At 63.5% G+C, this 25,547-nt stretch carries 23 protein-coding genes and 1 pseudogene; 15 read left to right on the plus strand and 9 right to left on the minus strand.

Annotation, left to right across the window (positions count from 1 at the left end; all coding sequences use genetic code 11):
- Window positions 1-294: transposase (locus tag GJ668_RS17075; protein ID WP_186343029.1), on the plus strand; the 294-nt coding region annotated here is incomplete at its 5' end.
- Window positions 295-432: 138 nt separating this feature from the next.
- Here the strand turns inward: GJ668_RS17075 and GJ668_RS17080 are convergent.
- The 4 genes from GJ668_RS17080 to GJ668_RS17095 all read right to left on the minus strand — a co-directional run bounded on the left by GJ668_RS17080 (window position 433) and on the right by GJ668_RS17095 (window position 1,956).
- Window positions 433-723, minus strand: a complete 291-nt coding sequence (locus GJ668_RS17080) for a hypothetical protein (protein WP_155451339.1) — start codon at window positions 721-723, stop codon at window positions 433-435.
- A 201-nt stretch (window positions 724-924) separates the two neighbouring features.
- Complete coding sequence (locus tag GJ668_RS17085) at window positions 925-1,350, minus strand: BON domain-containing protein (protein WP_155451340.1); 426 nt, start codon at window positions 1,348-1,350, stop codon at window positions 925-927.
- Window positions 1,351-1,411: 61 nt separating this feature from the next.
- Window positions 1,412-1,570: a DUF3309 family protein gene (locus GJ668_RS17090; RefSeq protein WP_155451341.1), complete on the minus strand. Its 159-nt coding sequence runs from the start codon at window positions 1,568-1,570 to the stop codon at window positions 1,412-1,414.
- Window positions 1,571-1,779: 209 nt separating this feature from the next.
- Window positions 1,780-1,956 carry a CsbD family protein gene (locus tag GJ668_RS17095; RefSeq protein WP_155451342.1) on the minus strand — a complete coding sequence of 59 codons (177 nt, stop codon included), beginning with the start codon at window positions 1,954-1,956 and terminating at the stop codon, window positions 1,780-1,782.
- Window positions 1,957-2,240: 284 nt separating this feature from the next.
- On the opposite strand from GJ668_RS17095, the gene GJ668_RS17100 reads away from it, so the two are divergent.
- The 4 genes from GJ668_RS17100 to GJ668_RS17115 all read left to right on the plus strand — a co-directional run bounded on the left by GJ668_RS17100 (window position 2,241) and on the right by GJ668_RS17115 (window position 5,533).
- Window positions 2,241-3,410, plus strand: a complete 1,170-nt coding sequence (locus GJ668_RS17100) for a class I SAM-dependent methyltransferase (RefSeq protein ID WP_155451343.1) — start codon at window positions 2,241-2,243, stop codon at window positions 3,408-3,410.
- Between the two features lie 98 nt (window positions 3,411-3,508).
- Window positions 3,509-3,913, plus strand: a complete 405-nt coding sequence (locus GJ668_RS17105) for a DUF1523 family protein (RefSeq protein WP_155451344.1) — start codon at window positions 3,509-3,511, stop codon at window positions 3,911-3,913.
- A gap of 178 nt (window positions 3,914-4,091) precedes the next feature.
- The gene (locus tag GJ668_RS17110) at window positions 4,092-4,841 is read left to right on the plus strand and encodes an MBL fold metallo-hydrolase (RefSeq protein ID WP_155451345.1); all 750 of its coding nucleotides are present in this window, start codon (window positions 4,092-4,094) and stop codon (window positions 4,839-4,841) included.
- A gap of 446 nt (window positions 4,842-5,287) precedes the next feature.
- Window positions 5,288-5,533 (plus strand): hypothetical protein, encoded by a 246-nt coding sequence (locus GJ668_RS17115; protein ID WP_155451346.1) that lies wholly within the window; start codon window positions 5,288-5,290, stop codon window positions 5,531-5,533.
- Window positions 5,534-5,681: 148 nt separating this feature from the next.
- Here GJ668_RS17115 and GJ668_RS17120 read toward each other — a convergent pair whose 3' ends face one another.
- The 3 genes from GJ668_RS17120 to GJ668_RS17130 form a co-directional block, all read right to left on the minus strand.
- The gene (locus tag GJ668_RS17120; protein WP_155451347.1) at window positions 5,682-6,503 is read right to left on the minus strand and encodes a formate/nitrite transporter family protein; all 822 of its coding nucleotides are present in this window, start codon (window positions 6,501-6,503) and stop codon (window positions 5,682-5,684) included.
- Between the two features lie 113 nt (window positions 6,504-6,616).
- Window positions 6,617-6,841 (minus strand): YgaP family membrane protein, encoded by a 225-nt coding sequence (locus GJ668_RS17125; protein ID WP_155451348.1) that lies wholly within the window; start codon window positions 6,839-6,841, stop codon window positions 6,617-6,619.
- Between the two features lie 48 nt (window positions 6,842-6,889).
- Window positions 6,890-7,018 (minus strand): entericidin A/B family lipoprotein, encoded by a 129-nt coding sequence (locus GJ668_RS17130; protein ID WP_343032238.1) that lies wholly within the window; start codon window positions 7,016-7,018, stop codon window positions 6,890-6,892.
- 352 nt (window positions 7,019-7,370) lie between these two features.
- Between GJ668_RS17130 and GJ668_RS17135 the strand changes: the two genes are divergently transcribed.
- The 6 genes from GJ668_RS17135 (at window position 7,371) to GJ668_RS17160 (ending at window position 16,623) form a co-directional block, all read left to right on the plus strand.
- On the plus strand, window positions 7,371-8,330 hold the full coding sequence (locus GJ668_RS17135; RefSeq protein ID WP_222930806.1) for a hypothetical protein: 960 nt from the start codon (window positions 7,371-7,373) through the stop codon (window positions 8,328-8,330).
- A 197-nt stretch (window positions 8,331-8,527) separates the two neighbouring features.
- Window positions 8,528-9,022, plus strand: a complete 495-nt coding sequence (locus tag GJ668_RS17140; RefSeq protein ID WP_155451349.1) for an MgtC/SapB family protein — start codon at window positions 8,528-8,530, stop codon at window positions 9,020-9,022.
- A gap of 261 nt (window positions 9,023-9,283) precedes the next feature.
- Window positions 9,284-12,337, plus strand: a complete 3,054-nt coding sequence (locus tag GJ668_RS17145) for an HAD-IC family P-type ATPase (protein WP_155451350.1) — start codon at window positions 9,284-9,286, stop codon at window positions 12,335-12,337.
- A 276-nt stretch (window positions 12,338-12,613) separates the two neighbouring features.
- On the plus strand, window positions 12,614-13,708 hold the full coding sequence (locus tag GJ668_RS17150; protein ID WP_155451351.1) for a hypothetical protein: 1,095 nt from the start codon (window positions 12,614-12,616) through the stop codon (window positions 13,706-13,708).
- Window positions 13,686-15,743 carry an Hsp70 family protein gene (locus tag GJ668_RS17155; RefSeq protein ID WP_343032239.1) on the plus strand — a complete coding sequence of 686 codons (2,058 nt, stop codon included), beginning with the start codon at window positions 13,686-13,688 and terminating at the stop codon, window positions 15,741-15,743. The genes GJ668_RS17150 and GJ668_RS17155 overlap by 23 nt, the downstream gene beginning before the upstream one ends.
- A 7-nt stretch (window positions 15,744-15,750) precedes the next feature.
- Complete coding sequence (locus GJ668_RS17160) at window positions 15,751-16,623, plus strand: alpha/beta hydrolase (protein WP_155451353.1); 873 nt, start codon at window positions 15,751-15,753, stop codon at window positions 16,621-16,623.
- Between the two features lie 124 nt (window positions 16,624-16,747).
- On the opposite strand, the gene GJ668_RS17165 is transcribed toward GJ668_RS17160, so the two are convergent.
- The gene (locus tag GJ668_RS17165; RefSeq protein WP_155451354.1) at window positions 16,748-18,352 is read right to left on the minus strand and encodes an ABC-F family ATPase; all 1,605 of its coding nucleotides are present in this window, start codon (window positions 18,350-18,352) and stop codon (window positions 16,748-16,750) included.
- A gap of 330 nt (window positions 18,353-18,682) precedes the next feature.
- Here GJ668_RS17165 and GJ668_RS17170 point away from each other — a divergent pair, with 330 nt between their 5' ends.
- The 3 genes from GJ668_RS17170 to GJ668_RS17180 all read left to right on the plus strand — a co-directional run bounded on the left by GJ668_RS17170 (window position 18,683) and on the right by GJ668_RS17180 (window position 23,648).
- Window positions 18,683-19,714, plus strand: a complete 1,032-nt coding sequence (locus GJ668_RS17170; RefSeq protein ID WP_425482506.1) for an HlyD family secretion protein — start codon at window positions 18,683-18,685, stop codon at window positions 19,712-19,714.
- 71 nt (window positions 19,715-19,785) lie between these two features.
- Window positions 19,786-22,521 (plus strand): ribosome-associated ATPase/putative transporter RbbA, encoded by a 2,736-nt coding sequence (gene rbbA, locus GJ668_RS17175; RefSeq protein ID WP_343032240.1) that lies wholly within the window; start codon window positions 19,786-19,788, stop codon window positions 22,519-22,521.
- 2 nt (window positions 22,522-22,523) lie between these two features.
- The gene (locus GJ668_RS17180) at window positions 22,524-23,648 is read left to right on the plus strand and encodes an ABC transporter permease (protein ID WP_155451356.1); all 1,125 of its coding nucleotides are present in this window, start codon (window positions 22,524-22,526) and stop codon (window positions 23,646-23,648) included.
- A 59-nt stretch (window positions 23,649-23,707) separates the two neighbouring features.
- On the opposite strand, the pseudogene GJ668_RS17185 reads toward GJ668_RS17180, so the two are convergent.
- A pseudogene (locus GJ668_RS17185) lies at window positions 23,708-23,935 on the minus strand (ISAzo13-like element transposase-related protein); the annotation flags it as partial.
- 115 nt (window positions 23,936-24,050) lie between these two features.
- Between GJ668_RS17185 and GJ668_RS17190 the strand changes: the two are divergent.
- Entirely contained in the window at window positions 24,051-25,493 is a 1,443-nt protein-coding gene (locus tag GJ668_RS17190; protein ID WP_155451357.1) for a TRIC cation channel family protein, read from the plus strand.
- The last annotated feature ends 54 nt before the right edge of the window (window positions 25,494-25,547 follow it).

Below are 25,547 nucleotides of genomic sequence, written 5' to 3' on the forward strand. Positions count from 1 at the left end.
GATGGCGCCTCCTATCATCGCGCCGGGGCCGTGCGCGAGCTCGCTCAGGAGCTGTCGATCACCCTCCAACCGTTGCCCGCCTATAGCCCAGACTTCATGCCGGTGGAAGCGCTGTGGCGATGGTTACGCGAGGAGGTCACCTACCATCATTGTCACGCCACGGCCGAGGAATTGGTTCAACGGGTCAACCACTTTGTTCACACCATCAATGCCGATCCCTTCGCCATCGCTGACCGACTCTGGACCAAAACTACGCTCGATCCAGAGGAAGAGAAATTACGCATCCCGGCCTAGTCGAGGTTTAACATGGTCATCTTCGTCCTTGGTTGATTTGTATTGATTGATTCAGTGGCGTATGCGCGAGGCTTCCGAGGCGCTTTTCGACCACGGACGAATTCAAGGGTTAGACCGAGTCGATTGTCGTGTCCTTGATCACTCCATGTCCTCGATCACTCCAGCAAGATCGTCCAGCATGCCTCGCACCTCCCGCCGCAGCGACCGATGGGCATGCCACATCTCGGCGAGTGACGGCCGTAAGACGGCTGCCAGATCCGGTTCATGGCGCATGGCGGCGCGCAGATTGATCACGCCAATCGCACTGCTCTGATACTCCTCGCACAGGCCCAAGAGGAGCGACAGATGTGCCGCCCAGTTCATGTGCAGCGGCGTTCCCGTCTGTGGCACGCCCAGGCGCGGAGCGATTGTTGTGTGGGCATGGATCATTGCTCTACCCTCGTTTGACTGGATCTGCGATCAGTGATGGCGCGTCGGACCTCGGCCCTATCTTGGGAACCTCCACCTGACTGCACCTCGGTGAGTTCGCGTCCTGCGCCTGAGTCGGTCGTCGTCTGAGCCTGCGGGCGTCCCTGTCGGGTTCCGATGTCCGGCCGGCGCCCTTGAGTGCCGTTCGGACATGTTTCGCCCTTATTTGACAACCAGGTTGTTCTCCACCGATTTCACACCCTGGTTATTGCGTGCCACTTCCGTCGCCCGCTCGAAACTGAGCTGCGAATCGACGGTCCCGCTCAGCGTCACAACGCCGTCGATGGTGGTCACGTCAATCTGTAAGACCTTCAGCGCCGACTCTCCAAGGATTTCGGCCTTGATCTTGGCGGTGATCGCCGCGTCTTCCAGATAATTTCCGCTGCGCTCGGCCTTTTCGTCCATGGACGCCTTGGTCGCCTCGAGCTGAGTGCCCATTCGTTCAGCGGTCTGATCCATCTTGCGGCCGACCTCCTCGGCGCCGCCCTCCTTTTCACAGCCAGCGAGTCCCAAACTGGCCGACAGGCAGGCCGCCACAACCAGGATTCCGGACAGAGTCATGAGCTTATTGGCATGTTTCTCTTGCATGGATGAGTCCTCAATGGGTTCGCTAGACGCCGTGGCGATGCACGGTGATGAGTCGTGGTTACTAGATCATGCGAAGCAAGAACAGAACCAGAACGATAATCAGGATGGTTCCGATCACGCCGCTAGGGGCATAACCCCAACTGCGGCTATGCGGCCAGGTCGGAATGACCCCCACCAGGATCAGAACCAGAACAACGAGCAAGATGGTACCGAGTGACATGGTCGTACTCCCATTCGCGAACACGCATTGAAAGAACGGCCATTCCAGGATTGAACGACGTCGTGATTGGAATGGTCGCTGACCTGAGTCGATGGCGGATGAATGTCAAGAGACGTTGAATGATCACGTTCGACAATCGCTAGACAGGTCGATTTCGAGCAGCGAAACCGCCTGTCCAGATGCCTTTTTACGACTGGGCAAAGCGCGTCTTAGCTGTCTTTCTCGATCTCTGCCTCGGCATCACCTACGCCTGCTTGGACCTTGCCGGCGTCCTTTTGGATCTTTCCTTCCAACTCCAAATCTTCGTTGCCGGTTACATGACCGGCGACTTCCTTCACTTTACCTTTGGCTTCTTCGTACCGACCCTCGACCTGGTTTTTGTTCATATCTCTGTCCTATCAATGAATTGAGCCATCACACCGGCGTGGAATGTAATTTCCCATCGCCAAGGATAAAAATACGCGGGCGACGGATGGTGGTCTGTACGGAAACACACATAGATGGCGCATTTTATTGTGTGCGCTACCGAACCGACAGCCACGACAGCTTCGGTCATGCTTGCGGTGGAGTGAGATTCAACGACACTCACTTGACGGCGGTGACCTGGCGCGAGACGCCTGGCCGCGTGTCGGCTAAGTGAGTCCTGATCTGTCTTTCTGAGGTGCCTTCGATGAGCCAATGCGCAACCGTTTTTGGGGCTTCGGCCACCGACCGACTCGCTCGCCTGATTCAGAAGCGGGTCTTCGGCGACCGGGTCAAGATCCCCCTGGAAGTTCGACTGTGGGGTGGTCGCACCTATCGCTTCGGCGCCGGCGAGCCGGCCGTGAAGATCCTGGTGAAGGATCGGAAGGGGCTGAGCGCGCTGCGCCGGCTCGATGAGCTGCGCATCTGCGAGGCCTATATGAACGGAAGTCTGGATGTCTTGGGTGACATGCTGGGCTTCGCCAGTCTGCGTCCCGGCTTGCACGACCATCATCCACTCTATGACCTGTGGCAACGGATCGTGCCCTGGCTCGTCGGGCGGATCAAGACCGACCGGCACGCCATCGCCGCGCACTACGACGTGGCCAGCGACTTCTATCTCCAGTTCCTGGACCCGACCCGCTGCTATTCGCAGGCGGTGTTCGAACGCGATGACGAGCCCCTGGAGACGGCGCAGCGCCGCAAGCTGGATTTCGCGATCGACGCCTGTCACCTCAAGCCGGGGGATCGCGTGCTGGATGTCGGCGGCGGTTGGGGCAGCTTCACAGAACAGGCCGGTGCACGCGGGATTCAGGTCACCTCACTGACAATTTCCCACGAGTCAGAGGAATACCTGTCCGACTTGATCGACCGGCTTCAATTGCCCTGTCGAGTGGTAAACCAGGACTTTCTGGCCTATCGCGCGTCCGAGCCCTATGACGCCATCGTCATTCTCGGCGTGATGGAGCATCTGCCCGATTATCCGGCGGTGCTACGCCAGTTCCAGCGACTGCTGAAACCGGGCGGACGCGTCTATCTTGATGCCAGCGCCTCGCGGAACAAATATGACAAGCCCAGCTTCATCGCCCGCTATATCTTCCCGGCCGACCACGCCTTCCTCTGCCTGCACGAATTCCTGCATGAGGTGGCGAAGAGTCCGCTGGAGGTGCTGAGGGTCGACAACGATCGCCACAACTATTACCTCACCTGCAAGGCGTGGGCTGAGAACCTGGAGGCCGCCCGCGAGGACATCATCGCCCGTTGGGGCGAGACGCTCTATCGACGCTTCCGGCTCTATCTCTGGGGCTCGGCCCAGGCCTTTCTGAGCGGCGGCGCGGACGCCTTTCGGGTGGTGCTGGAACGTCCGCTGGAGGCATGAAAGATTGGGCGAGCATCCGCAAGCCCGCGCGCATGCGGGTCTGCCACAGTGTGCGGCGACCGAGTCTAAGACTCTGACAGACAAGGAGTAGATACCTCATGAAACAGAAATTCACAGTCGGCCTCGCAGTTGTCCTCGCCATCGTAATAACCGTTCTCTGGCTCTTCTGGGGTCCCGATTCTTGGGATGTTCAGATCACGGGTGTGACTGGCGATGGTCGTGGTGTCCAGTATCGTATCGAGACCGTCCATACGGACACCGCTGAGACGCTGATTTTCCGCAACGAGGATGCCGGGTTCGCGCCCCCGTACTTCAAGTTCGCGTCCGCGGATCTCCAGGCGCTCGCGAGCCGCATCACGCAGGGGTGCCCGCAGGAACCTGTGACGGTGCATGGCTATGGTATGCGTATCTCATTCCTGGATATGTTCCCGAATGTCACCTCAATCGACGCACCAGAGCGCTGTCTTGATGCGCCATCCAACGCGGGTGCTGTCGGCGGTTAACGAAAGTGAGTGAAGCAAGCTCCTAAGCCAGACGGGGCGTTCGCCCCGTCCGGAACGTTTTCCGCCGATGGCTCGTGCCTGAAATGTGCGGGAGGGGGTGAATACCATGTCCCGCTTGGAGGCGTGTAGAAACGCACTTCGCAGGCGGCCAGAACAGAGACACCCACCGGAGAATGACATGCTGTTCAAACAACTGTTCGAGCCGATTTCCAGCACCTATACCTATCTGCTCGGCTGCGAGGAGACCGGTCAGGCGATCCTGATCGATCCGGTGCTGCCCACCTGGTCGCGCGATCTCGCGGTCATCGCCGAGCTTGGACTGAGGCTGGTATACACGCTCGACACCCACATCCACGCCGATCACATCACGGCGGCAAGCACGCTCAAGCGCGAGTCCGGGAGCCGGATCGCGCATCCCGCCATCGACGCGCTGCCCTGTACTGACGAGCCCGTGCGGGAAGGCACGCCGCTGGCGATCGGCGGCCTGCGGATCGATCCGCTCTTCACCCCCGGACACACCGACGGCCATCATGCCTATCGCGTCGGCGACCGCGTCTTGACCGGCGATGCGCTCCTGATCGACGGCTGTGGCCGCACCGACTTCCAGAATGGCGACGCGCCCGCGTTGTATCGAAGCGTGCGCGAAACGCTGTTTTCACTGCCCGATGAAACACTGGTGTATCCGGCCCATGATTACGAGGGGCGGAGGGTGTCGAGCATCGCACAGGAGAAAGTGCGCAACCCGCGCCTCGGTGGCGACCGCTCGCTCGCGGCCTTCGTCGCGCTCATGAGTGAGCTGGATCTGGCCTATCCGACCTTCATCGACTATGCGGTGCCAGGAAACCGGGAATGCGGCGCCTGTCCCGCCGATGTGCCGGAGGATCTACAGCGGTATTGCAAGCAGATGAGTGGCAGTCGCCAAGGTTAAGGCGCGCCCCTACGAACATCCGTCTGCATTTTCCACGTCGGGTCGAATCGAAGGGACGAAGATTACGCCGATCAAGCGTTGAGCTGACGGCGGGCAGTCGATGCCCGCTGACAGGCTGTTCAAGACCGTTGGGATTCCTCTCCCCAACGGGGCATGGCGGGCCGATTTTTATGGCGGCATCACTCACATCGGGAAACCATGGATGGATATTTTCTCAGGTATGCAAGCGCTCTGTTTGCCAACGCACGGACTGAGCTGGCCGATCAGCCTATGGTTGGCAACATCACAGTGAAGCGTCGCGCCACTCCCGGCCATCCGAGCCCGCCAGTAGATCAACGACCGAGCCCACTTCTGATAGGCCCTGCCCTGCGGTTGTCGTCGCCCATTCAGCGACGCTGATCAGGGGCGCCACCAACGATTTTTTCTGTTTCCCAGGAGACCACACCATGAAATCTTCCATCGTTTACGCCGCCGTTGTCATGATGATGGCGCTTGGATCGAGTGCCTGCACCGGACCTCAAGGACCAGCGGGGGCTCAAGGGGTCACCGGACAGACCGGGCGGACTGGCGCCGATACCCTGATTGTCTCTCCAACGCATGCAAAAACGACCACCGTTGACACGGTGATCACAGCGCCGGTGCATCCGACGAAAACAACCACGACCACGACGCGCAGATCCGACGGCTATTAAACCGCCTCCAGCCTGGTAGGCGTCGTCCTGGCTGGCATCACGGCGAGCGATACGACGCGGTCATCTGTTGAGCCTCGGCGTCCATCCCGAACGCTTGGTCGACGAGCAATGACCCGGTCCATTCAGACCTCGAATCCCAGCTTGACGTTCAGATCTCATTCTTGATCTGCGCGTAGGAAATTAGGGCGAAGAGCCCGGTCCCACCGACCACGTTCCCAACCAAGGCCGGAAGGATTCCGGCCAGAACCGCCTTCACCCAGGACATCTCTCCCGCGAGCGCGAGCAGGAACCACTCGGTGGATCCTGCCACGACATGGGTCAGTCCACCGAGCGAGATCATGTAGGTGATCGTGACGATGATCCAGAACTCGCTGCCCTTAGAACTCGGCATCAACCAGACGATGGACGCCACCATGAACCCAGCCGGAATTCCATAGAGCAGGGTCTGGAGTGCCGAGTATTCGAGCAGGTGATGCGACACCGCCAGCGCCGCCTCAAATTGCTCCGGGGGCAGGATACCGCCCAGTGTCGCGACCAGGGCGGACACCAGGCTACCGACCATATTCGCCGCGAAGACAATGGCCCAGAGCCGCGCGGTCCGTTGCAGATTGAACCGGCTGCAGTCGCTCAGGACAGGCAGCACCACCGTAATCGTGTTTTCGGTGAAGAGCTGAAGGCGTCCCAGAATCACAATGACGAAACCGACGCTGTACCCAAGGCTCTCCAGCATCGAGCGGAGTGGACTCCCCGACAAGGCATGGTGCAGAAACGCCGTGCAATAGACCGAAAGACTGAGCGCGAGGCCGGCGGCGATGCCGGACCAGAACAAGGATGGGATCGGGCGCGACAATTCCTCCACGCCCTCCTGTCGCACGACCTCAAAAACCTGTAGCGACCGCAGACCTTGGAGCTCCGAGACTTCGTTCGCTTCCTCGCGGGTGAGACCCGCGCTTTTTTCTTTACTGGACATGGCTAAGATCGCTCAGGAATGACAAGCACTGTAGCCAACCGACGATCAGTCAGACAGCAGGACGTATTGATCAAGGCATGCCGACTGCCCGAGTCGGCGGGCGGCGCGGGAGCCTACTTGCTCACAGGGGATGCGTCCTTGTTGGAGCTGAAATCGAAGAGCGTGTATGACGGGCAGAATTGGAAATAGGCAGTGCCAAGCAGCACCGCGCCAATCAGCGCCGCCACGGCCACCCAGATATTGCCGAGAAAGGCAACGACGAGCAGAAGGGCGCCGACAATCGCACGCATCAGGCGATCGATGTTGCCGACGTTGTGCTGGGTGCTATCAAAGTTCATGAACAGTGCTCCAGTGGTTTGACGATTGATCTTGGCCTGCGTGCCGCGTTACATCTCCTTCTTGACGTCCCGGGCCGTCTCGCTCACGGCGTCTCCGCCGCTTTGGATGTCCTTGCCGGCGCCCTCAATGGTATTGCAGCCGGACAATCCGCCGATCGTGACCAGAAGAATCAGCACTCGGTGATGTGCAATCTATTCTGAACGAGCGGCGTCTTCAGTGCGCTAGCGAACTTAAGCCGAATCCAAGGGCCGCAAGGGCCTCGACGGATTGCAATGTGCGTCTCTCCCACGTCATGGCTGCGGCTGGTTGCCCACTCTGTCCTTGGTAACACGGGGACAGCCCTTTCTCTCAAGCACCCACTCGACATCGTCATCCAGGAATGAGCCGACCTCCGTCGGTTGGCTTGATGGCAAGTTTCGGCCAGGAAGCCCCGAGGATTCCGCGTAATCGCCCTGTTCATGTCCTCGCTGTGAAAAAGGCCAAGTGCCTTTGTGTGTTGCCGTACCGACCAATCAACACCATCGGCGCATGGTGCAGCTTCCCACCACTTCACGGTTGAACATCATGTCTTATGCCTCTCCGATTACCGCTAACGAAATCCCAGCCGCCCCGCTCATCGCCGATGTGCGCGTGGATCAGGACGAATCCAATCTCAGCGCCGTAGCCTGGGGTGCCATCCTCGCGGGCGCTGCGACGGCCGCTTCGCTGTGGATGATATTGATGATCCTGGGGGCGGGCCTTGGCCTGTCTTCCATCCCGCAATGGCTGAACGCGGATATTACGGTCGCCACCTTCGGTGTCACCACCATCGCCTGGCTGGTCTTCAGCCAGATCGTCGCCTCGGGCATGGGCGGCTATCTTGCCGGGCGCTTGCGCACCCGCTGGTTGGGCGTGCCGCGAGACGAGGTCTGGTTCCGCGATACCGCCCACGGCTTTCTCGCCTGGGCAGTGTCGGCTCTGGTCACCGCCACCCTCCTGACGGCCATGATCGGAGCTTTCGTCAGTGATGGGATACAGGCGGGCGCGGCGTATGCCGAACCCGCACCAGCGGCCGAATTAACGGCGGCCCGTGCGAACGGCGGGGGCATGAGCGACCGGCTGACCTATTACATCGATACGCTCTACCGGACCGACACCACAGACGGGGATCGCTATGCACCGAGTGCCGCGGTGACCGCGGAAAGTGCTCGCGTCTTCACCAACGCCTTGGACCAGGGCAGCTTGTCACCGGCAGATATCCGCTATCTCGGGGCGACAGTGGCCGAGAAGACGGGTCTGAGCCAGGACGACGCACAGACCCGCGTGGCGGATACCTTTGGTCAACTCCAGAGCCGGCTCGGGGAATTGGATGTGAATGAACGCGCCTTGGCGGAGCAGGCCCGCAAGGCGGCTGCCACCGCCGCCATCTGGCTGTTCATCTCGCTGCTGTCTGGCGCGTTTCTCGCCAGTCTGATGGCGATCTTCGGCGGCCGTCAGCGCGACCTCTGACGGCGGTTTCAACCATCCCATTTGTGGAGACAGCTATGCGTTCACTTCTTCTGTTCTTTCTCGGCATTCCGATCCCGATCATCATTTTGATTGCCTTGTTCGTGAAGTAGCGGTTCAACCTCCGCCCAAGCGGAAACAGACAGACATCCTGACTGCGGATCAGGCCATTCCGAAGGAATGAAGAGGACAGATGGCAGATGGATGATGACTGGTGGCAGGTGGTGATCAACACCCTGGTGGCGGACTTCTCCGATCTTCCGCACGCGGGCGAGGTGGCCCGGCTCATCATGCGTCTCCTGATCGCGGCGCTGCTCGGGGGGCTGCTCGGCTACGAGCGCGAACAGCAAGGCAAATCGGCGGGGGTGCGCACGCACATGCTGGTCGCCATCGGCGCGGCCTTATTCGTGCTCATTCCGCAACAGGCCGGGATCTCGGAGGTGGAAATGAGCCGCGTGATCCAGGGCGTGATCGCGGGGGTCGGCTTTCTGGGCGCGGGGACGATCATCAAGGGCGGCGATGAAGATCATGTGCGGGGTTTGACCACGGCTGCCGGCATCTGGCTGACGTCGGCCATCGGCGTCGCCGCCGGGATGGGACGCGAGGCAACGGCCATCCTCTGCACCCTGCTCGCCCTGCTAATCCTCTCGCTGGTGCCCAAAGTCGAGCATTGGTTGAGCCGCCGTCGTGGATAGCGTAGGCGGCTCGCCGGCCTGATCCCGGCGGGTGAAAAACTGACCGCTGTGTTCGCCAGCGCACCGACCTGTCGCGTTGAACGGTCTAGTTTACTGAGGTACCGAGTCCGTCAAACCAAGCCGTCATGGGCTCACTACACAACGTTAGGAGACGATCATGAGCCTGGGTCGCATGCTGTCGGCCGCACAGCGGCTACAAGGTGATCTTCGTGCGTGCCTCTCAGCTGCGGCATGGCCGCTCAATCAATCGCGGGTGACGGCATGAGCGACATTGACGGTTTGAGTGCCACCGAGGCTGCGCAACGCCTGACCGAGGACGGTCCCAACGCCCTGCCCGGCGGCCAGCGGCGCAGCCTGCTCACCATCGCTTGGGAGACGGCGCGGCAGCCGATGTTTCTGCTGCTGCTCACCGCCGGCACCCTGTATCTCATCTTCGGCGAGTTGCAGGAAGGCTTGATCCTGTTTGGTTTCGTCCTGGTCACGCTCGGCCTCACGCTCTACCAGGAGGGTAAGACCGAACGGGCGATCGAGGCGCTGCGCGATCTCACCAGCCCGCGTGCCCTGGTGCTGCGCGACGGCACGGCTCAGCGCATCGCCGGACGCGAGGTGGTTCGCGACGATCTGATCATGCTGGCCGAGGGCGACCGGGTGCCGGCCGACGCCCTCCTGATCGCAGGCAGCGGCCTGCAGGTGGACGAATCCCTGCTCACCGGCGAGGCGGTACCCGTGACCAAGGTCGTGGCCGCCGGGGAGCCCCCGGCCGCACGGCCCGGTGGTGACGACACGCCCTTCGTCTATTCCGGCACCCTGGTCGTTTCGGGGCAGGGCACGGCGCGGGTCACCGCGACCGGTCCCCGCAGCGAGATCGGGCGCATCGGCACCGCGCTGGGGACGCTGAAGTCCGAGCGCTCGCCGCTGCAAAAGCAGACCGCTCGCCTGATCACCACGCTGGCGCTGCTGGCACTCGGCATGAGCCTGGTGTTGATTTTGGTCCACGGCCTCCTGAGCGGGAACTGGTTGCAGGCGGTGCTGGCCGGCATCGCCCTGGCCATGGCGATGCTGCCAGAGGAATACCCGGTGGTGCTGACGGTGTTCCCGGCCCTGGGTGCCTGGCGGCTCTCCAAGGAAAAGGTGCTGACCCGACGCATGGCCGCCATCGAGACGCTGGGTGCCACGTCGGTGCTGTGCGTGGATAAGACCGGCACCCTCACCGAAAACCGCATGACGGTGGCACGGCTCCTGGTCGGGGCGGATACCTTCACAGTGGACGAGACCGCGACGGACGCACTCCCCGAGGTCTTCCATCCCCTGGTGGAGTTCTCGATCCTCGCCAGCGCTATTGATCCCTTCGACCCCATGGAGCAGGCCTTTCAGCGCCTGGGGCAACGTTTTCTCGCCAAGACTGAGCATCTGCACCGCGACTGGACGCTGGTGCAGGAGTACGGACTAACGCCCGAGCTGCGCGCCATGTCGCAGGTCTGGAAGGCCGTGGAGGGTAGCGACCATGTGGTCGCCGCCAAGGGTGCACCAGAGGCGATCATCGACCTCTGCCATCTCGACGCGCCGGCGCAGGCGCGGATCGCAGCCGCGGTGGAAACCCTGGCCGGCGAGGGGCTGCGCGTGCTGGCGGTGGCCCAGGCCCGCTTTGCCGGCGATGACTGGCCGGCGATTGAGCACGAATTCGACTTCACCTTCATCGGCCTGTTGGGCCTGTCCGACCCGCTGCGCGTGGAGATTCCCGGGGCGGTCGCGCAATGCCGCGAGGCTGGCATCCGGGTGGTGATGATCACCGGCGACTACCCCACCACCGCCCGCACCATCGCCCGTCAGGCCGGACTGGCGGCGGATGACATCCTCTCGGGCGACGACCTCACCGCGCTCAGCGATGTGCAATTACAGGCACGCATGAAGACCGTGAGCGTCTGCGCCCGCATCGCCCCAGAACAGAAACTGCGCATCGTCCAGGCACTCAAGGCCGACGGCGAGATCACCGCCATGACCGGCGATGGCGTCAACGATGCCCCGGCGCTCAAGGCCGCCCACGTCGGCATCGCCATGGGCGGACGTGGCACGGATGTGGCGCGCGAGGCCGCCTCACTGGTGCTGCTCGACGACAACTTCGCCTCCATCGTGCGGGCGGTGCGGCTGGGGCGGCGCATCTTCGCGAACATGCGCAAGTCCATGTCCTACATCCTGGCGGTGCATGTGCCGATCGCCGGCATGGCGCTGTTCCCGGTGCTGATGGGCTATCCGGCGATGCTGTTTCCGATGCACATCGCCTTTCTCGAACTGATCATCGACCCGGCTTGCTCGCTGGCCTTCGAGAACGAACCGGAAGAACCCGACAGCATGCAGCGCCCGCCGCGCGATCCCGACGCGCCACTGTTTGGCGGCGCCACGCTCTGGCGCGCGCTGGTGCAAGGCATTGGGGTGCTGCTGATCGTCATGGGCGCCTATGCCTGGGCGCATCACCAGCTGAGCGAGCCCGCGGCCCGCGCCTTCGCCTTCACCACCCTGGTGATCGCCAATCTGGCGCTGATCTTCTCCAACCGCTCGCGCTCAGGCACGCCGCTGGCGGCGCTGTTTGCACCCAATCTCACGCTCTGGATCGTGACCGGCCTGACGCTGGTCGTGCTCGCGGTGTCGCTCTACCTGCCGGGCTTGGCCGGGCTCTTTCGCTTCGCGCCCTTGCCAGCGTCTGAACTGGCCGTTGCTGTCGGACTGGGGCTCGCCAGCGTGGTCTGGTTTCAGCTGCTTAGGCTGCGTAACGCCAAACGACGCCTGGTGTGGGGCGCGCTGGGCCTGGCGGGGGCCACGGCCGCGATCGTCAGTCTTGGCCTGACCGGCTGGTTGAATCTGAGTCCCTGTGATCTGTGCATCGTCCAGCGCCTGCTGTTCATGCTGATCGCCATCCTGGCCCTGCTTGCCGCCCTGCCGATCGGACCGCAGGGACGCGCACTCCCAGGCGGTCTGGTCCTGGGGCTCGCCGCCCTGGGTGTGTCCGTCGCGGCCCTCCAAAGCTGGCTTCAGCTTCAACCGCCGATCACCGGCGCCTGTGTCGGCGGCCAACTGGGAATCGCGCCCATGGTCGAGTGGCTCGGTCAGCAGGCCCCCAGCCTGTTCCTCTCCAGCGGTGTGTGCGCGGAACAGGGGCTGATGATCCTCGGTTTCTCACTGGCGAACTGGACACTGATGATCTTCGCCGCCGTCTTGGTGGTCGGCGCCTGGGCGCTGGTGCATGAGGCCCGGGCCGATCGGCCACGAACGATCCGGTCACACGAGCGCCGATCCCACGAACGCCGAGCCATGCCATGACCCATCGATTTCCGAACTCGGGAAGACGTTCGATTCATTCGATGGTCCCGGCTCACCGGCCATCCTGACGATGAGCCCCATCCTTCATTGAGGAACAAGCCAATTTTTTGCGAACTTCACCCTCTTCCTGATTGTCGTGCATATCGTCGGCGTGTTGTTCTCCAGTCTGGAGCATCGGGAGAATCTCATCGGCGGCATGATCAGCGGATACAAACGCAAAGCAGATTAAACCTCAACCGAGCATCAGCCGTTAGGTCGCCGCGCAGAGGAATCATCATGTCCATCATTCTCGAAGAGTCGATCCACGCCTGGATGGCGACCAACCAGACGCTGCGCGAGCAGATCACCGAGCGCGCCACCGAGCGGTTTTTCGCCGTCTTCGGCCACACCGACACTGCCATGCAGGCCCAGTTGGATCGGGCCACCGCCAGCGCCCGCGATGAGGTCTTCGCCGCCCTGACTGCGGACGCGGTGCTAGATTCCTTGCCGAGCGCGCCGACCACGGCCGGTGCCCGCGAGGCGTTGCGCAGCCGTTGGCTCAGTCTCAGCCCCGCCTGGGGTTTCCCCCTTCCCGTCACCAGTCCTGGGCTGTCTTCGGCGCGGCTGGCTATCGCCGCCGCCGTCGGCAGCCTGCTCGGCATGACGGTGCTGGGCGGATTGCTGAACCTGGGCCTGGGTGTGCGCGGGGTGGGGATGCTGATCGGCGGCCCCGGCGGCGCGGCGCTGGCCATGTATGCGGTGGGGCGGCTCACCGAGAGCAAGACCCTGCGGCGGGTGCTCAAGACCCTGCTGGGCGTGGCCTGGACCGCAGACCTGCTGGGTGCCGCCTCGTTCGGACTCGGCGCCCTCTGGGGTCGGCTGGCCGGTATCGGTCTGCTGCGGCGCATCCTGGTCTACGCGGCTGCGGTGTCCCTGCTGGCCTTCACCCGTGGCGGCCCCCAATACGATCGCGCCGCCTATCGCAACGCGGTCCGGGATCTGCTCCGTCAGTGGGTCGACGTCTCCTCGGTCCTGCTCTGCTGTCTGTCCGTCGGACCGGTGGAAACAGCCACCGACGCGGTGCTGGACGCCGATCTCGCGCGGGCGATTCAGGATCTACACCGCTCCGACGCCGCGAATCTGCCGGTCGCCGCCGAGGCCATCTTCTTGGAGGCGCGACGGATGGGGCTGGAGGGCGTGTCAGCGCCCCCGTCCTTCGCGCAGTCCAGCCATGCGGAGCGCCCGCGCCTGGTCTGGAGCCCGGAGCTTGAGCAACACTACCGGCCGTTCGGTCTGATCGAGGACGGCGACACCGTCATCGTCGAGGACCCCCCGGTGATCCAGAATGGCCGCATCTTGGAGAAGGGTCGTGTCCGAAAACAGCGTTCCTAGCACCGCCCGCCCATCGGCCGAGGCCCAACCGGTCCTGGCCATCGACTTCGGCACCTCCAACACCTACGTCACCAAGTGCCCAGGCGACAAGGAAGATCCGGTGGGCGTGGATTTCGGCGACGGCCGCGACGGCATCGCCACCGCCATCCTCTACCGCGACGGCAAAGAGCCGCTGATCGGCCATGTCGCGCTGGAGGAGTTTGGCGACGCCGGTGCCGAACACGACGACTACCGCATCCGCGCCCAGTTCAAACCGGACCTGGTCAGCAGCGCCGAGGCGCGCACCTATGCGCGTGACTTTCTGGTCGGTCTGCTGACACTCGCCCGGCGGCAGCACAAGGACATCGCACCCTTGCAGCGCCAGGTCATCTTCGGCGTGCCGAGCGAGGCCTCCGAGACCTACCGGGACGCGTTGCGCGCCATCGCCGAGGAGGCGGGCTTCGGCGCGGTCAAGACGGTCGACGAGCCCAAGGGCGCGCTCTACTTCCATCTCCAGCGCAAGGACATCACGCCGATCGAGGCGCTCAGGGGCGCGCTGGTAGTCGACTTCGGCGGCGGAACCTGCGACTTCGCGCTCCTCGTTCGCGGCGAGATCCTGCATTCCTGGGGCGACATGCACCTGGGTGGACGCCTGTTCGACGATCTCTTCTACCAGTGGTTCATTGAGCAGAATCCCGAGGCCGTCGTGGCCATGCGCCGCGAGCGGGCCGAATTCTTCGTGCTCGCGGTCCGCTGCCGCGAGGTGAAGGAGAAATTCTCCCTCGCCATGGCGCTCGACCCCACGACGGTCTATCGCAAGACCTTGGGCGCGTATGGACGCCTCAACGACGTCACCTGGGACAGCTTCCTGGCGCGCGCGCGCCGTTACCGGCCATCCGAGACCTTTGCTCAGTATCTGCGCGCGATGAATCCCCAGGCCGGCGCGCATCTGGATACCTTCCCGCAAGGCATCGATCTGCTCGATTGGTTTCGCCAGACCCTGCGCCAGGGGCTGGCCCATGAACAGATGCGCCATCAGGATCTCGCCTGCGTGATCCTGACCGGGGGCAGCAGCGCCTGGCCCTTCGTCGCCGACATCGTCACAGACGAGCTGAAACAGATCCAACCGAAACCGATTGAGCCAAGTCAGATCGAGCGGTCGCCGCGTCTGGTGCACAGCGATCGGCCCTATGTGACCGTGTCCCAAGGGCTCGCCATCGTCCCGGCGCTCCAGCAACGGCTCGCGGCGACCCAAGTCGACCTGCGACGCGAGCTGCCGGCGTTCATCGCCACCCGCATTGCCCCCTTGATCGAGCGGCGGATGGACGAGGCGGCGCACCGCATCGCCGAACGGGTGGCGGTCGGTCTCTTCGATGAGCGGATCGAGCCCATCCTGCGCCATTTTCGCCAGGAGGGCGGATCGGTCGCCGACCTCAAGGCCAGACTCGCGGAGGATGCAGCCGCCTTCCGACCGCAGCTCGAAGCCATCGTCACGACCCAGCTCGCCAAGGTGCTCACCGGCGTCGCCGCCGACACCACCGAGCTGATGCAGGACTGGTACCGGCAACATCGGCTCACCGTCGATCAAAGCCTCAGCCACGCCGGAACGCCGGTGGACATGGCCGAGGGGCTACGCCTCGCGGACCTGGATGTCTACGGCGAGATCTCGGGCGTCGTTCTGGCGCTGTCCGCCACTATCATCAGCGTCCTGGCGGCCACCATCAGCGGCGGGGCCGGCACCGCCATCATCATGTCCGGCCCCATCGGACTGCTGATCGGCGCCCTGGTCGGCCTGATCGCCGGCGCCCTGGCGATGCGCTACGGGCTGGACGAGGCCAAGCGCCGGGCCGAGCACTGGGAAGGCGCCCCGCGCTGGATCCTCGCGCGCGCCCTCTCCGACACCAAGATCGCCCGGCTGCGCGCCGACATCAAGGGCCAGGTGGCGGACAAGGTCAGCGCCCAATCGGAGCAGGCTCGAGACGGCTTGGAGCATCAGGTCAGAGCGCGGGTCGAACAGGAAATCACGAGCCTGTCGGCGATCAGTCAGCTGTGGTGATTCGGATATGAAAAATTGGCGTCTTCGGTGGTGGCTAGTGCTTTGCTGCGCGCTCGGGCTGGTGTTTGCCGGCCCCGCCAGCGCCGGACGGATTCTGGTACTGGTGCACGGCTACCTCGGAAACTCGGCGTCCTGGCAGCAGAGCGGCGTACTACCGGTGTTAGAGCAGGCTGGCTGGCAGCTCGCCGGCAACTGGCAGTCGACCCGGTCTGGGGTGCGGTGGGAGCCGGTCGAACCACCGGCGGGGGAATTCGCGATCGACACGGTCGACCTGCCCGCCACTGCCCCCTTGATGGAGCAGGCCCGCTTGCTCGGCGGCATGCTGGCCGCGATCGCGCAACAGCACCCGACGGACACGGTGGACCTGATCGGGCATTCAGCCGGCGGCGTCGTGGCGCGGCTTGCACTGGTGAACTACGGCGCGGGCACGGTCACCCGGCTGATCACCATCGCCGCCCCCCACCTGGGTACCGAGCGCGCCTGGGAGGCTCTGGATGCGACTGACGACACGGGGCTGTTCGGCGGAATCAAGCGCTGGCTCGTCAAGCGCGAGGTGGGAGACGATCTGTATCGCACCTTGCAGTCTTCGCGTGGCGTCCTCGCGGACCTCGCCCCACCACGGCCCGGCAACCTGCTGTACTGGCTCAATGCTCGCCAGCACCCAGACATCGCTTACGTCGCCGTGGTCCGCGGCGGCGCCTATGGGATGCCGGGCGATCAGGTCGTGCCAGCACCCAGCCAGGATCTTCGCCGGGTCCCCGCGCTGAATGGCCGGGCCAGCATCCGGGTGGTGGCCGGCGGTCACGAACTCAGCCGGCAGGACGGGCTGCTGCTGTCAGAGCTGGTCTCCAGGCCCGCCAACACCACGGTGCCGAAGTGACCACCTTGTTGCGTCCCGTGTGATCATGTGCCGCGAAGGAGCTATCCGTTGCTCCTCGCTCGCGAGGTTCTCCAGCGGCTCGCCGCGGAGTTTGAGAGCCGCCCGGCACCGCGCCGAGTGACGATCAAGCGGCTGGCACTGGCGCGCTGCCACTTTCCAGATACTCTTCGTAGTTGCCGCTGAAGTTGATGACGCCCTGGGGCGTCAGCTCGATGATGCGGGTTGCCAGCGAGGAGACGAACTCGCGGTCGTGACTGACGAAGATCAGGGTGCCTGGGTAGCCTTCCAGCGCGGTGTTGAGCGACTCGATCGATTCCATGTCCAGGTGGTTGGTGGGCTCGTCCATCAGCAGGATGTTGGGCTTTTGCAGCATCAGCTTGCCGAACAGCATGCGGCCCTGCTCACCACCGGAAATGACGTTCACCGGTTTCTTGATCTCGTCCTGGGAGAACAGCAGCCGCCCCAGCGTGCCGCGGATGACCTGCTCGTCGTCGCTGGGCTGTTTCCATTGATCCATCCAATCGTAGAGCGTGGTGCGCTCGGTGAAATCAGCGGCGTGATCCTGAGCGAAATAGCCCAGATTGCTGTTCTCCGACCATTTGACCATACCGCCGTCGGGCGTCAGGTCGCCGGCCAGGCAGCGCAGCAGGGTGGTTTTGCCGATGCCGTTGGGGCCGATGATGGCGACGCGCTCGCCGACCTCGACGGTCAGGTCGAGACCGCTGAACAGCGGTGTGCCGTCATACCCCTTGGCCAAGCCGGTCACCTCCAGCGCCAGACGATAGAGCTTCTTGTCCTGAGCGAAGCGGATGAAGGGGTTGACGCGGCTGGAGGGCTTGATGTCCTCCAGCACGATCTTTTCCATCTGACGCTTGCGGGAGGTGGCCTGCTTGGACTTGGAGGCGTTGGCCGAGAAGCGGCTGACGAAGGTCTGCAGCTCGGCGAGCTGGGCCTTTTTCTTGGCGTTGTCCGCCTGCAGGCGCAGGCGTGCCTGGCTGGCGGCGGTCATGTACTCGTCGTAGTTACCGGGGTAGAGACGCAGCTCGCCATAGTCCAGGTCGGCCATGTGGGTGCAGACGCTGTTCAGAAAGTGCCGATCGTGCGAGATGATGATCATGGTGCTGTTGCGTGCGATCAGCACCTCTTCCAGCCATTGGATGGTGTGGATGTCCAGATTGTTGGTGGGCTCGTCGAGCAGCAGGATGTCCGGGTCGGCGAACAGCGCCTGGGCGAGCAGCACGCGCAGCTTCCAGCCCGGTGCGACCGCGCTCATCGGACCCTCGTGCTGCTCCAGCGGAATGGCCAGTCCCAGCAGCAGTTCGCTTGCGCGTGATTCGGCGGTGTAGCCATCCAGCTCGGCGAACAGCACCTCCAGGTGCGCGACCTCCATGCCGTCCTCCTCGCTCATCTCCGGCAGGGCATAGATGCGATCGCGCTCCTGCTTGACCCGCCAGAGTTCGTCGTGCCCCATGATGACGGTATCCAGCACCGTCTGGTCCTCATAGGCGAACTGGTCCTGGCGCAGCTTGCCGAGCCGTTTGCCGGGATCGATCGAGACGTTGCCCGCGCTGGGCTCCAGATCGTCGCCCAGGATTTTCATCAGGGTCGACTTCCCAGAGCCGTTGGCACCGATGAGTCCGTAACAATTGCCGCCGCCGAACTTGACGGAGACGTTTTCGAACAACGGCTTGCCGCCGAACTGCATGGTGAGGTTGGCTGTAGAAATCAAAACAGGGTTCCGCGAAAGGCTGAGGTTAGGATTGGCCGCCATGCGTTCGACGGACCAAAAATGCAAAAGCCCCGCCCTGGGGCGAGGCATATTGAAGCGCAGGCAGTGTGCCGAATACCGCATCACATAGCAAACGGGTCGGGCTGCTGCGGCTGCATCGCCGACGATCGCGATCCACCTCCACATAGTGAGGGCGTCAGGGACTTCGGTCATCGCAATGTACGGCACCGCACGGACGCGATGCCCTGCCCGCGGTACGCTCGACCGATGACTGACACACCATCCATTGCTTCGCCAGGAATCAGAAAGCGGCTGCTCATAGCGGTTGCAGTGGCCGCTGTCGCGGGGATCGCCGTCTTCGCCTGGGTGGCCTTGCAGCCTTCCGGCCCAGGCGTCGGCTTCGTCAAGGGCAACGGTCGCATCGAGGCCACCGAGATCGACGTGGCCACCAAGCTCGCCGGGCGGGTGCAGGAGATCATGGTGAACGAAGGCGATTTCGTGGAGGTGGGACAGCCACTGGCGCAGATGCGCATCGCGGTGCTCGACGCGCAGCATGACGAGGCGATGGCGCTGTCCCGACAGGCCGTCACCGCCGTTGCCAGCGCCAAGGCGCAGGTTGCGGTACGCGAGAGCGACACGCTTGCCGCGCAGGCCCTGGTGGGGCAGCGCGAGAGCGAGCTGGATGCGGCGCAGCGGCGCTATGCGCGTTCCGAGACGCTGTCCGGGAAGGGGATGACGACCCGCCAGGTGCTCGATGATGACCGTGCTAGCGTGCATGGCGCCGAGGCCACGCTGGCCGGTGCGGAGGCTCAGGTGACTGCCACGCAGGCGGCGATCACGGCGGCGCAGGCCGCGGTCGTCGGCGCCAACTCCGGGGTCGAGGCAAGCGAGGCGACGGTTGCCCGCGTCGAGGCCGATATCGAGGACAGTCTGCTCAAGTCCCCGCGCGCCGGGCGCGTGCAGTACCGCATCGCGCAGCCGGGCGAGGTGCTGGCCAGCGGCGGTAAGGTGCTCAACCTGGTCGACCTGAGTGATGTCTATATGACCTTCTTCCTGCCCGAGACGGTGGTCGGTCGGGTGGCGCTGGGCAGCGAGGTGCATATCGTGCTCGATGCCGCGCCGCAGTATGTGATTCCGGCGCGGGTGTCCTATGTCGCCAGCACGGCCCAATTCACGCCCAAGACGGTGGAAACGGCCAGCGAGCGGCAGAAGCTGATGTTCCGTGTCAAGGCGCAGATCGACCCGGCGCTGCTGCAACGGCACTTGAAGCTGGTCAAGACCGGCCTGCCGGGGATGGCCTGGCTCAAGCTCGACGTGCAGGCGGCGTGGCCGGCTGATCTGGTGCTCAAGGTGCCGGATTGAGCGCCGGATTGATCACGAGTGCGCCCGCGCTGCCGGTGAGCGATCCGCCAGGACCGGATGCGCCCGCACCGGTGGCCAGTCTGATCGACGTCAGTCTGCGCTATGGCAAAGTCGTGGCGCTGGACGACATCACCCTCGACATCCCAGCCGGGCGCATGGTCGGACTGCTTGGCCCGGACGGCGTGGGCAAGTCGAGCCTGCTGGCGCTGCTCGCCGGGGCGCGCGCGGTGCAGCAGGGCAGGGTGCAGGCACTGGCCGGGGACATGGGCAGCCGCCGTCATCGTCGTCGCGTCTGTCCGCATATCGCCTACATGCCCCAGGGCCTGGGCCGGAACCTCTATCCGACCCTGTCGGTGGAGGAGAACCTGCAATTCTTCGGTCGGCTGTTCGGCCACCAGGCGGCCGAGCGCCGCCGCCGCATCGACGAACTCACCCGCGACACCGGCCTGACCCCGTTCCTGGCGCGCCCGGCGGGCAAGCTCTCCGGCGGCATGAAACAGAAGCTTGCCCTGTGCTGCGCGCTGATCCACGACCCGGACCTGCTGATCCTGGATGAGCCGACCACCGGTGTGGATCCGCTCGCCCGCGCCCAGTTCTGGGATCTGATCGCGCGCATCCGCACCGGGCGTCCCGGCATGAGCGTGATCGTGGCCACCGCCTACATGGACGAGGCCCAGGGCTTCGACTGGCTGGTGGCGATGAACGCCGGCCGCGTGCTGGCCACCGGCACGCCCGCCGAGCTGCTGGCGCGCACCGGGACCGACTCGCTCGACGCCGCCTTCATCGCACTGCTGCCGGAAGCGCTGCAGCGGGGCCACCGGGCGGTCAGCATCCCGCCCCTGGTCGCCGGCGACCAGACCGAGATCGCCATCGCGGCCAAGGACTTGACCAAGCGCTTCGGTGATTTCACCGCGGTCGATCATGTCAATCTTGCCATCCGCCAGGGCGAGATCTTCGGCTTCATCGGCTCCAACGGCTCCAACGGCTGCGGTAAGTCGACCACCATGAAGATGCTGACCGGCCTGCTGCCGGCGAGCGAGGGCAGTGCATCGCTGTTCGGCGCCCCGGTCGACCCAAAGGACATCGCCACTCGCCGACGCGTGGGCTATATGTCGCAGAGCTTCTCGCTGTATTCGGAGCTGACGGTGCGCCAGAATCTGGTGCTGCACGCGCGCCTGTTCCAACTGCCGCCGGCCACGATCCCGGCGCGGGTGGCGGAGATGATTCGCCGCTTCGGCCTGGAGGCGTCGGTGGACGCACTGCCCGACCGGCTGCCGCTGGGTATCCGCCAGCGCCTGTCGCTGGCGGTTGCCATGGTGCATCGACCTGAACTGCTGATCCTGGACGAACCGACCTCGGGCGTGGACCCCATCGCGCGCGACAGCCTGTGGCAACTGATGATCGATCTGGCCCGCAATGACCAGGTCACGATCTTCATCTCCACCCACTTCATGAACGAGGCCGGGCGTTGCGACCGCATCGCGCTGATGCACGCCGGGCGCGTGCTCGTCACCGGTGTCCCCGCTGAACTGGTCAGCCAACGCGGCGTTGATGCACTCGAACAGGCCTTTATCGGCTACTTGAAAGATGCTGGCGCGTCCGGCGCGGCAACGTCCGAAGACGCCGTGCAAGCGCCGCCCCCAGTCGTCGAGCCAGCCGCCCCGCCCAAGCGTCGGTTCCCCTTCAGCCTGGGACGCGCCTGGAGCTACAGCCTGCGCGAGACCCTTGAGCTGCAACGCGACCCGATGCGTGCCACCATGGCGCTGCTGGGCACGGCCATCCTGATGTTCGTCTTCGGCTACGGGATCAGCCTGGATGTGGAGAACCTGAGCTACGCGGTGCTCGACCGGGACCAGACCGGGTTGAGCCGCAACTACGCGCTGAACCTGGCGGGCTCGCGCTACTTCATCGAACATGCGCCGATCACAGATGACGCGGACCTGGATCGGCGCATGCGCGCTGGCGAACTCGCGCTGGCGATCGAGATCCCACAGGGCTTCGCCCGCGACCTGGCGCGCGGGCATCAGGTCCAGATCGGCGCCTGGGTGGACGGCGCCATGCCGGTGCGCGCCGAGACCGTGCGCGGCTATGTGCTCGGCATGCACCAGGGCTGGCTGCAAGACCAGGCGACGCACCGGCTCGGTCAGGACGCAGCAGCCGGCCCGGCCACAATCGCAACGCGCTTTCGCTACAACCCAGACGTCAGGAGCCTGCCGGCGATGGTGCCAGCGGTCATCCCGATGCTCTTGCTGATGATCCCGGCAATGCTGACCGCGCTGTCGGTGGTGCGCGAGAAGGAACTCGGCTCCATCATCAATCTCTACGTCACCCCGGTCACGCGCAGCGAGTTCCTGCTCGGCAAGCAGTTGCCCTATGTGGTGCTGGCGATGCTGAACTTCGCCCTGATGACGCTGTTGGCAGTTACGGTCTTCGGCGTGCCGGTCAAGGGCAGCCTGCTGGCGCTGACGGCGGGGGCGTTGCTCTTCGTCATCTTCTCGACCGGCTTCGGCCTGTTCGCATCGACCTTTACCCGCAGCCAGATCGCGGCGATGTTCGTGGCCATGATCGGCACCATCATCCCGGCCGTGCAGTTCGCCGGGATGCTGAACCCGGTGTCCTCGCTCGAAGGGGTGGGCTATCTCATCGGTCAGGTCTACCCGGCCACCTACTTCCTGACCATCAGCCGCGGTGTCTTCAACAAGGGGTTGGACTTCGTCGGCCTCGAACCCGCGTTCTGGCCGCTGGCACTGGCCGTGCCGGTGATCCTGGGGCTGTCGATCCTCCTGTTGAAGAAGCAGGAGACCTGAGCATGTCGCATGCCGCGACAATCTACCGGCTGGGCATCAAGGAGCTGTGGAGCCTGGCTCGCGACCCGATGATGCTGGTGTTGATTGCCTACACCTTCACGGTGTCCATCTATGTCGCGGCCACGGCCATGCCGGAGACCCTGCACAAGGCGCCGATCGCCATTGTCGATGAGGATGCCTCACCGCTCTCGATCCGCATCGCCACCGCCTTCTACCCGCCGCGCTTCAATCCCCCGGCGATGATCCCGCTTGACCGCATCGATACGGGCATGGATGCCGGGGACTACACCTTTGTGCTGGACATCCCGCCCGACTTCCAGCGCGATGTGCTGGCCGGTCGCTCGCCAGCGATCCAGCTCAACGTCGATGCCACGCGCATGAGCCAGGCCTTCACCGGCAGCAGCTATGTGCAGCAGATGGTGTTGGGCGAGGTCAACGAATTCGTCCAGCGTTACCGCGCAAGCCCCGAATGGCCGGTGGAGCTGGCCCTGCGCGCACGCTTCAATCCCAACCTGGAACAGTCCTGGTTCGGCGCCCTGATGGAGATCATCAACAACGTCACCATGCTGTCGGTCATCCTGACCGGCGCGGCACTCATCCGCGAGCGCGAGCACGGCACCATCGATCATCTGCTGGCCATGCCGGTGACGCCCGCCGAGATCATGCTGTCAAAGGTCTGGTCGATGGGCCTGGTGGTGCTGCTGGCCGCGACCATTGCGCTGGTGTTTGTCGTGCAGGGCATCCTGCGGGTGCCGATTGCGGGCTCGCTGGTGCTGTTCCTGGTCGCCGCCGGGCTACATCTCTTCGCCACGACATCAATGGCCATCTTCATGGCCACACTGGCGCGCTCGATGCCGCAGTTCGGCATGCTCGCGGTGCTGATCCTGCTGCCGCTGCAATTGCTCTCGGGTAACTCGACCCCGCGTGAGAGCATGCCAGAGCTGGTGCAGAACCTGATGCTCGCTGCCCCCACCACCCATTTCGTCGCAGCCAGCCAGGCCATCCTGTTCCGTGGTGCCGGCCTTGCGGTCGTCTGGCCGCAGTTCCTCACACTGGGCCTGATCGGCGCGGTGCTCTTCACCATCGCGCTCAATCGCTTTCGCAGGACCATTAGTCAGATGGCGTGATGTGGACGCGAGCTTCAAGGTCTGTACGTGTTGTGCTCAGGTTATTCCGCGAGTTTTTCTCAGCATAATACCCGCTCGATCTGCCCGTTTCCGCCACCGCTGTTGTCGAGGCTTGTGAGCCACGACAGGGTGATGCCTTTCGCATCAACCTTGCGGCTGAGTTCCACGAGGGGCTGGATTCCTTTCCAGGTCATGCTCTTAGCCCATTCCAGGACGGTGGTGACATCCACCAGTTGCGTGCCGTTCCAATGTTGCTCCAGAATGCCCCAGCAGCGCTCAATCGGATTGTATTTGCTGTGAAATCATGGAGGTCACGAGGGGCTGAAACCTCTGAGATTCACCCGAGGTCTCTTGTGCGGCGACTATGGACGTTCTTTTTAACCAACTCCCTGCGATCCAGTGATGCCCCCATTCTTGCCCCAGTTGTCGTCAGTCGTTCGAACAACGATCCAGCTTTCTGTCCTGGCCTCTATTGCGCTGGGATGGACCACGTCTGCCCTTGCTGCTGCCCCACAAGAATTTCGAGGCGGATGGTCCCCGAACGCGCCTTACCAATACGAAACCATCGATGGGGGCGGAGACCCTAGGCTTAGCGGATATGATATTGAAGTCGCGAAAGCGGTTGCCAGTCGGGCCGGGCTTCGCTTGTCCTTCGAAGAGCATCCCAGCGAGCAAACGCTGCAGTTCGTCCAGGAAGGATTATTGGACTTTGCTTTGGCGGCAACCTCAGAGGAATCCCGACGGGATTGGGCCTGGTTTACGGTGCCTTATCGACTGGAAAAGATCGGCCTTTTGACGCGTTGGGGAGACGTCAGTCGTTGGGCAGCGAACACTCCCCTCGCCTCCCTGCGTCGGTTACTGGAGGACGGAGGGCGAGTGGCTCTGATTCGGGGTTTCTATTACGGACCCGAAGTGGCGGCTCTGCGCAGGGACGAGCGATTCCTTCAACAACAACAATGGTTGGAGGTCGAGCAGGAGACGGATTTGATCGATGCGCTGCTTTCCCTCCAAGTGGAAGGCGTGCTCGCCGACCCACACTCCGCTGTCAGCGCGGTGGCCCGGGTCGATGCGTTGGGCAAAATCAACGGTGTTCCGGGAAGTCTTTACGAAGCGCCGCTCTGCTTTTTGCTTTCCAAAAAAAGTGTGTCCAAGGAACAAGCCGCTGCTTTCAATCAAGCCTTGATCGACCTCAAAACCTCGGGGCACTTGGAGCAGATCAGTAGGCACTATCTTTTGCCGCAATTGCTATCGGTGACCACGCAAACTGCCTGGTTCCGAGCATTTGACATCATTGGGACCATCGCTTTTGCCATTTCCGGCGTCTTAATTGCCAGGCGTGAAAAATACGATCTCATCGGCGCCTGCGTACTCGCTGCTCTTCCGGCAGTGGGGGGCGGTGTGTTGCGCGATCTGATCAGCGGACGATCCCCCATCGGCATTGTTGAATCCCCCAGTCTGCTTCTGATCGTTTTTGGAACGGTGCTGTGCGGGTTGGTCTTCTTCACCCTGCAGGATTGGTTCTTCAAAGGGCGTGCGCCAAGCGGCAATTCATCTTCTGATGAGAAAATGTTTCGCTGGCGTTCCTCCCGCGGGATGCTGGAACTTTGCGATGCGATCGGTCTGGCAACCTTCACGATTGTGGGTGTCGTGGTGGCCATTCAGCAACGCTGCGAGCCGCTTTGGCTGTGGGGACCGGTCATGGCCGGCCTAACCGCAGCCGGTGGCGGGGTATTGCGCGACGTGCTTCGATCGCAAGCGGACATTCCCACATTAAAAGGCACTATTTATCCGGTTGGACTTTGGACAAAAACACGCTCCTTCCCAGTGCCCAGTAGGCCTTCTTGAAACTTTTCGTGGTATGCATCCGATCAAGCCGTCGCGGTGAGCCTCGGTTGGCGC

It is taken from the genome of Allochromatium palmeri (assembly GCF_009720725.1).
Taxonomy (GTDB): Bacteria; Pseudomonadota; Gammaproteobacteria; order Chromatiales; family Chromatiaceae; genus Thermochromatium; species Thermochromatium palmeri.